Origin of the sequence: Mesonia oceanica (genome assembly GCF_902499555.1) — a bacterium.
In the GTDB taxonomy this organism is placed as follows: Bacteria; Bacteroidota; Bacteroidia; order Flavobacteriales; family Flavobacteriaceae; genus Mesonia; species Mesonia oceanica.
In genome coordinates this window covers 1-6,304 of sequence record NZ_CABVMM010000026.1, presented here as the reverse complement: position 1 = coordinate 6,304, position 6,304 = coordinate 1, and the positions used below count along the sequence as shown (strand labels likewise).

Sequence of the window (6,304 nt, the reverse complement as noted above, 5' to 3'; positions counted from 1 at the left end):
TGACGAAGGGGCAAGTTTAGAAATGTTTTATTTTCATTCCGATCATTTGGGTAGTTCCAATTTTATTACTAATATAGTTGGAGAAATAAGCCAGCATATGGAATATACCGCTTTTGGAGAAATGTTTGTAGAGGAGCATAAGAATTCCAACAACTCTCCCTATAAGTTTAATGCAAAAGAACTTGATGAAGAGACGGGGAACTATTATTATGGCGCACGTTATTATAACCCTAAGTGGAGTGTTTGGTTAAGTGTCGATCCGTTAGCGGAAAAATATCCCGGATGGTCGCCTTACAATTATACGTTGAATAATCCTGTTAGATTTACTGATCCTACGGGGATGGTTGTGGAAGAGTCTCAAGGCCCAACAGATCATTGGAAATTAAATGATTCCGGGAAGCTCGAGTTAATTAAGAAAACCGATGATGATTTTAATGTTTTCTTTGACGAAAACGGGAATAAACTTTTTCAAACCAATGAACAAAGTGAAGAATTGAAATCTGAAGAATGGGAAGGTAAGTCAGATGAATATATAAATAAGATGAAAACGGTATTTATTGAAATAGCAAATGAGGAGGAAGTTTATAATACGATGGAGCAAAGAGCAGAAGAAACAGGCTTTGATGAATCAATAATTACATTAGAACAGATGAAAAGTGTAGGGAACGAATATCAAGATATTGGTCCTATATTGGGTGTCTTAGATGGAATAAAAGAGGCTCCCAAGTGGGGTGTAAATCCAGGTTCGGCAGCAAAGAGTATTTTACAGCAAGCAGGTAAAAGTATTTATAAAGGCTCAACAGGAACTGATATAACTAAAGATGTTAAAAATTATGCTAATAGAGCTTGGCAGGGAATTAAGGATTTTGCTACTGATTTTTCAAATGGTACATTTATGGATTATTTCATATTAAAGTAGTAAATATATGTATAGCTTATTTTATAGACCTTTTAAAGTATTCCTGTGCTTAATAGTTTTTTTGAATTTTGTGTGCTGTCAGAATTCGAAGAATAATATTAATACAATTTGTAATAAAACTTATTGTGAGAAAGGAATTTTGGCGGGAGACAAAAAAGAAGGTATTTGGAAGAGATACGACAATGAAAATAACCTGATTAGAATAGCTAAATATAAAAATGACATATTACACGGAGCAGCAACTAGTTATTACAAGGATGGTCAGTTGTATTCCGTTGGCAATTATAGAAAAGGTAAGTTTCATGGGAATGTATCTGTATTTTATGAAAATGGAAATCTAAACTTTTCTGATAACTATTTGAAAGGAGAAAAAGATGGTTATAGCTATTTATTTGATAGAGAGGGTTGGCTAAAATCAAAATGGTTTTACATTAGAGGTCATAAAAATGGAGAACAGTATTTTTTTAACAAAAGTGGAGATACTATTAAAACAGAAATTTACAAAAGAGGTAAATTGGTTGATAGTATAATTAGATAAACTTCGTGTTAAAATAGAAACATAATCCCTGCAAGGTTAAAATTGCGGGGTTTTTTATTTATATAAAGCTGTGTAGCTTGATTTTGTTTAAGGAGCGTATCAGGTGGGCGAAAACGTGCTGTTTTTCGTCCTCTTTTAGTTTTTGGATGTAAATAACTCTTAAAATAATATAACGTTTAGCAGCCTATCTTGCCCCTCAAGGAGGAAGCTCAGGGGTTATTATAGCCATGGACAATAAAGTGGGCGAGGCAGGGCAGGCCCTGATCGCGACCTATGCCTCTTTTGAAAAGGAACTGCAACTGGATAGTCCATTTCTGTATAATGGGAATAAAGGGGGCAGTAATTTTGCCCATAACGATGACGATTACGATGCCTATTGGTACCATTCCGACCATTTGGGTAGTTCCAATTTTATTACTAATATAGTTGGAGAAATAAGCCAGCATATGGAATATACCGCTTTTGGAGAAATGTTTGTAGAGGAACATAAGAATTCCAATAACTCATCATACAAATTCAACGCGAAAGAGTTGGATGAGGAAACCGGTAATTACTATTATGGCGCACGTTACTACGATCCGAAGTGGAGTGTTTGGTTAAGTGTTGACCCAATGGCGGAGAAATACCCAGGGTGGAGTCCTTATAACTATACGCTTAATAATCCTGTTCGTTACACCGACCCTACAGGAATGGTGGTTGAGGAAGGAAGTAAAGAAGAATGGAATAAGCAAAAAAACGCTATTATAGAACGACGTGATAAACTCCAAACAAGAATAGACGATTTAACAGCTAAAGCTGAACGTAAAGGTTGGAGTGATGAAAAACTGCAAAAGAAAATAGGAAACAAAGGTATAAGAGCACACCTACTTAATTCATCTATAAATACACTAGGAAATTTAGAAGATAGTGATCAAGTATATAGTTTAAGTGTAGTTAGCGGTGAAGCAGGCGAGACTACTCTTAAGGATGGAGTAATAAATTTTCAATTCGATGGGACAACTTCAAATTTCATTCATGAAACAACTCATGGAGGCCAGTTTGAAAGTGGTGATTATATGTTTTCTGTAGATGGGGGTATGGGGGTATTTGCTGATGTATATGATGAAATGAATGCATATATAAATCAATATGCATATGATCCTAATTCTTTAGGTGGTAGAAACCTATCAGGTATTACTCCGTCATGGATAAAAACTATAAAAGACAATAATAACAAATTACTTTATGGTGATAATGTTAGTAATTTTCCATTAAACACAAATTCTACTACTAGGCAATTACAACAAGCATATCCTAATCATAAAGAATTGCAAAGTATACCTAAAAGTGAACTGAATTTAAAATTAAAACAATATATGAATGTATATAATAAATAAAAAACTTATTTGTCTATCAGCTTGTTGTTTTTTAATTGCTTGTTTTTCAGTTAAAAAAATAGATGATGTTTCTGGTAGTTTATTAATAGGTGATTTTTTCCATAACAAAAATAAAGAAATGAGTTTAACGATAAAAGAAGACGGTTCGTTCTTGTTTAAGAATCGTAAGGAAAGGATATGGAGCATGGGGAATTGGGAGTTAAAAGGATATAAATTATTACTTAGATGTAAAAAACCTAATTATATTTCAGATTATTTTACCACATATGAGCTTATTACAGATACAATATTTGTCATGAAAGTAAAAACAAAAGACAAACTTTTATTTGATAAAAAGATTTTAAAAAAGAACACTAATATTGATTAATCTCTAACATTTTGATATGATTTATCTATGTTAAGTTCTGTACTTTTTGTAAGAGAAAAGTCCTTTTCATTATTTAAAAAAATGGTGTTAAAAAATGCATATAGATAACTATATTATACTTGGAGAAATCGAGGAACGAGATACAACGAAATCTTATAAAAATAGAAATTAGCTAGTTAAATTTTTGTAGAGGAGCATAAGAATTCCAATAACTCACCATACAAATTCAACGCGAAAGAGTTGGATGAGGAAACCGGTAATTACTATTATGGGGCAAGGTATTATGATCCTAAATGGAGTGTTTGGTTAAGTGTTGATCCGTTAGTGGAGCAAACGATGGAAGCTTATACCTATGTAAGTAACAACCCGGTTCGTTATACCGACCCCACTGGTATGAGTAAAAATGATTGGTATAAAGATAAAAGTGGGACAGTTGTATATGACGAAAGCATAAAAGATCAATCAGATTTAGATAAAGCAGGAATCGAAGGAACATATTTGCACGAAGATAAATTTAACAAGAAGGTTTTAGATGCAATTGGAGCAGATATTATGAAAAGTAAAGATGGTTACGGAACTTTTCTATCTTACTATGAAAATGAAAATTTAGGTTCAAATTATTTTATTGATGCGGCAAAAATAAATTATAATTCAAATGCAGAAGGGTTTATGGCCTCTATAACGAGTAATTTTAATTCCGTTGCTGATGGTATTTTAGTATCTATGATGACCCATGATTGGGTAGATACTCAAGGTTGGACAGAAAATAGAAATAGTTTAGAACATAATCTAGGAATGTTCTTAATTGCTGATAAACATGGAGAAAAAGCAGCATTAAGTATTGGTTGGGGCAATGAATGGAGAGGACTTTTAATTAATGACAGGCAAAGTGGTAATATGATGAATGCATTGACTGGAAGAAGAGCTAATAATGGTGCTGGCACTGCATTTGAGTGGTCTGATATTTCAAATAATTACAAAGGTCTTGTAAAATGGAGAACCTATAAAGGATTTTATAAAGCAGATACGAACAATGATGGAAAAGTATCGATTGAAGAAAATTCAAGACTTAGATTAAGAATGGGAGGAATAGATGAATAATTTTAATGCTAAAAAGATTCTGTTTATTATAATTTTACTCAGCTTTATTTTTTCGTGTAAAAATGTTAATGATATGTTATGTGGAGAATTGAAAGGAGAATGGAAAGATAACTACGATAAAGCTTCCAATATGTATCCAAAATTTTTTTCCATAGAAACTATTCCTTGTGAATCCTACTACATTAATGTTTTTGCTAAAACAAAAAGTATTGATACTTCTAAAATACGATTAATACATAAAGCACTTTATAATGAAGGTAGTAAAAAAGGATGGTTAAGTATAAAGGTTTACGACAAAGAAGGTGATTTTTTATTCTCACATCACCAAAGTGGGAAAATTAGTAATATATCAAATTAAGTAGACTCTCGCCTTCATCGAACGAAAGTATTTTGAATACCTATGCAGCAAGTTACTACGACCCGAAATGGAGTATTTGGTTAAGTGTCGATCCAATGGCGGAGAAATACCCAGGGTGGAGTCCTTATAATTATACGTTGCAGAATCCTATTAAGTATATTGATCCTACGGGGATGGTAGTTGAAGGTGCAGAATGGAAACCTAAGTTGTGTGATGATGGTTCGACAACTTATATAAAAGAAGATAATGATAATGAATCTACTTTAAGAAAGCAATATGAATTAACAAGTAAAGAAGCTAAAAGTCTTTATTCGAAAATGGACTCTAATGGTGAAATATCAGGAAATTCCGTCAAAGAAGTAACTGGTAATGAGGACGGAATTTTAAAGTTAAAAGATTTTTCAGATACTCAACATAATCTAGATCAAACCATATTTGCTGCTCAACATTCTAGATCTAAAGGAGATGGTGTTTTTATAACATCAGATTATTTTAATTTTGAAGGTAAACCTTTGAGAACATTGAAACTTGATGGGTCTATAGATGCAAATGGAGAAAATATAAGAGTTGTTTCTGAACTATTAACACATACAGTTACAGGAGCTTCAGTAATGGGGTTTTCAAGGAGTGATAAAGAAATTAAATATTTGCCTTATGCATATGAAGTAACTTCAGCAACAGGTATTCAATATACTCAAGGAACTCGAATGGGAAGATATGGCGATATTGCAAATTATAAGCTTAGAAGTTTTATAAAATTTGATGGCGACCTAAAAAGACAATCTTATATTAACATTACAACTCATTCAAAAGATGCAAGGAGTTTTAGAAAATATTTTGAAAACTAATTTAAAATAAACTATATGAGAATAATGCTTTATTTCACAATCTTTACTTTTATTCTTTCTTGTAGAACAGAACAAAATGTTGATAATGAAATTATGAATTGTTTGATGTCTAAAATAGATGAAGGATCTGAAATCAATTCTGATATTTTTCTAAAAAATTTAAAGCAAATGGAAAAAGTTCTCATAGATGAAGGCTATTTGAATGATTTAGATAAAGAAGGATATGTCAATCTCATTAAAAATATTTCTTCTAAAAATAAAAATGATTTAATTTTATTAACTGATACTCTCGATGATAAAATACCATATTTTAAAAATTTAAGCTTATCTCTTGTTACTTTTTGGTATAAAGCATGTCTATTTGAATTTTTAAATGATAATTCTGAAGCTAATTCCCTAAGAAAAAGAATAGAGCATTTTCAAAAATTAGAGATGAGTGGTTTTAATAATACACAATTATTAGTTTCTTATATTGATGTAGTGAATTTTAATAATAAAAAAGATCGGCTTTTTCTGTTATGTTTAATTTATAACCATATCTATAACCAATGATAATCTAGTAAACTATTACTTTTTAAAATGTAATAACATAATCCCTGCAAGTTTAAAATTGCGGGGCTTTTTAATTTAGCGAAAGCAAGTTTGGTCTTGAAGTTCTGGATATAGGTATCGATAAGGTTAAATAGGATATTTTTAATGCCTTATCTTGATAAAAAAAGAGAACGCCACGTAAAATATACCAAACATTATTATGCCGGTAGCCAACGGGTGGCTAGTAAAATAGGAACGGCCATGCA

8 protein-coding genes are annotated in these 6,304 nt (G+C 31.6%); all 8 read left to right on the top strand.

Annotated features, from left to right (window positions below):
* The coding region (locus FVB9532_RS18960; protein WP_150546760.1) for an RHS repeat domain-containing protein at window positions 1–919 on the top strand (919 nt) is incomplete at its 5' end.
* A 139-nt stretch (window positions 920–1,058) separates the two neighbouring features.
* On the top strand, window positions 1,059–1,457 hold the full coding sequence (locus tag FVB9532_RS18955) for a toxin-antitoxin system YwqK family antitoxin (protein WP_194716592.1): 399 nt from the start codon (window positions 1,059–1,061) through the stop codon (window positions 1,455–1,457).
* 227 nt (window positions 1,458–1,684) lie between these two features.
* Window positions 1,685–2,833 (top strand): RHS repeat domain-containing protein, encoded by a 1,149-nt coding sequence (locus FVB9532_RS18950; RefSeq protein ID WP_150546758.1) that lies wholly within the window; start codon window positions 1,685–1,687, stop codon window positions 2,831–2,833.
* Window positions 2,817–3,200 carry a hypothetical protein gene (locus FVB9532_RS18945; RefSeq protein WP_150546757.1) on the top strand — a complete coding sequence of 128 codons (384 nt, stop codon included), beginning with the start codon at window positions 2,817–2,819 and terminating at the stop codon, window positions 3,198–3,200. Before FVB9532_RS18950 ends, FVB9532_RS18945 begins: the two co-directional genes overlap by 17 nt.
* 180 nt (window positions 3,201–3,380) lie before the next feature.
* The gene (locus FVB9532_RS18940) at window positions 3,381–4,301 is read left to right on the top strand and encodes an RHS repeat-associated core domain-containing protein (RefSeq protein WP_150546756.1); all 921 of its coding nucleotides are present in this window, start codon (window positions 3,381–3,383) and stop codon (window positions 4,299–4,301) included.
* 73 nt (window positions 4,302–4,374) lie between these two features.
* Window positions 4,375–4,659 (top strand): hypothetical protein, encoded by a 285-nt coding sequence (locus FVB9532_RS18935; protein WP_150546755.1) that lies wholly within the window; start codon window positions 4,375–4,377, stop codon window positions 4,657–4,659.
* A gap of 32 nt (window positions 4,660–4,691) precedes the next feature.
* A complete protein-coding gene (locus FVB9532_RS18930) occupies window positions 4,692–5,507 on the top strand; it encodes an RHS repeat-associated core domain-containing protein (protein WP_194716591.1) in 816 nt (271 codons plus the stop codon).
* Window positions 5,508–5,522: 15 nt separating this feature from the next.
* Window positions 5,523–6,059, top strand: a complete 537-nt coding sequence (locus FVB9532_RS18925; protein ID WP_150546753.1) for a hypothetical protein — start codon at window positions 5,523–5,525, stop codon at window positions 6,057–6,059.
* Window positions 6,060–6,304 lie beyond the last annotated feature (245 nt).

Bases quoted from the DNA above. Each gene is read 5' to 3' on its own strand.
- FVB9532_RS18950 (WP_150546758.1), top strand. From the start codon at position 1,685: ATGGACAATAAAGTGGGCGAGGCAGGGCAGGCCCTGATCGCGACCTAT.
- FVB9532_RS18945 (WP_150546757.1), top strand. From the start codon at position 2,817: ATGTATATAATAAATAAAAAACTTATTTGTCTATCAGCTTGTTGTTTT.
- FVB9532_RS18925 (WP_150546753.1), top strand. From the start codon at position 5,523: ATGAGAATAATGCTTTATTTCACAATCTTTACTTTTATTCTTTCTTGT.
- FVB9532_RS18935 (WP_150546755.1), top strand. From the start codon at position 4,375: ATGTTATGTGGAGAATTGAAAGGAGAATGGAAAGATAACTACGATAAA.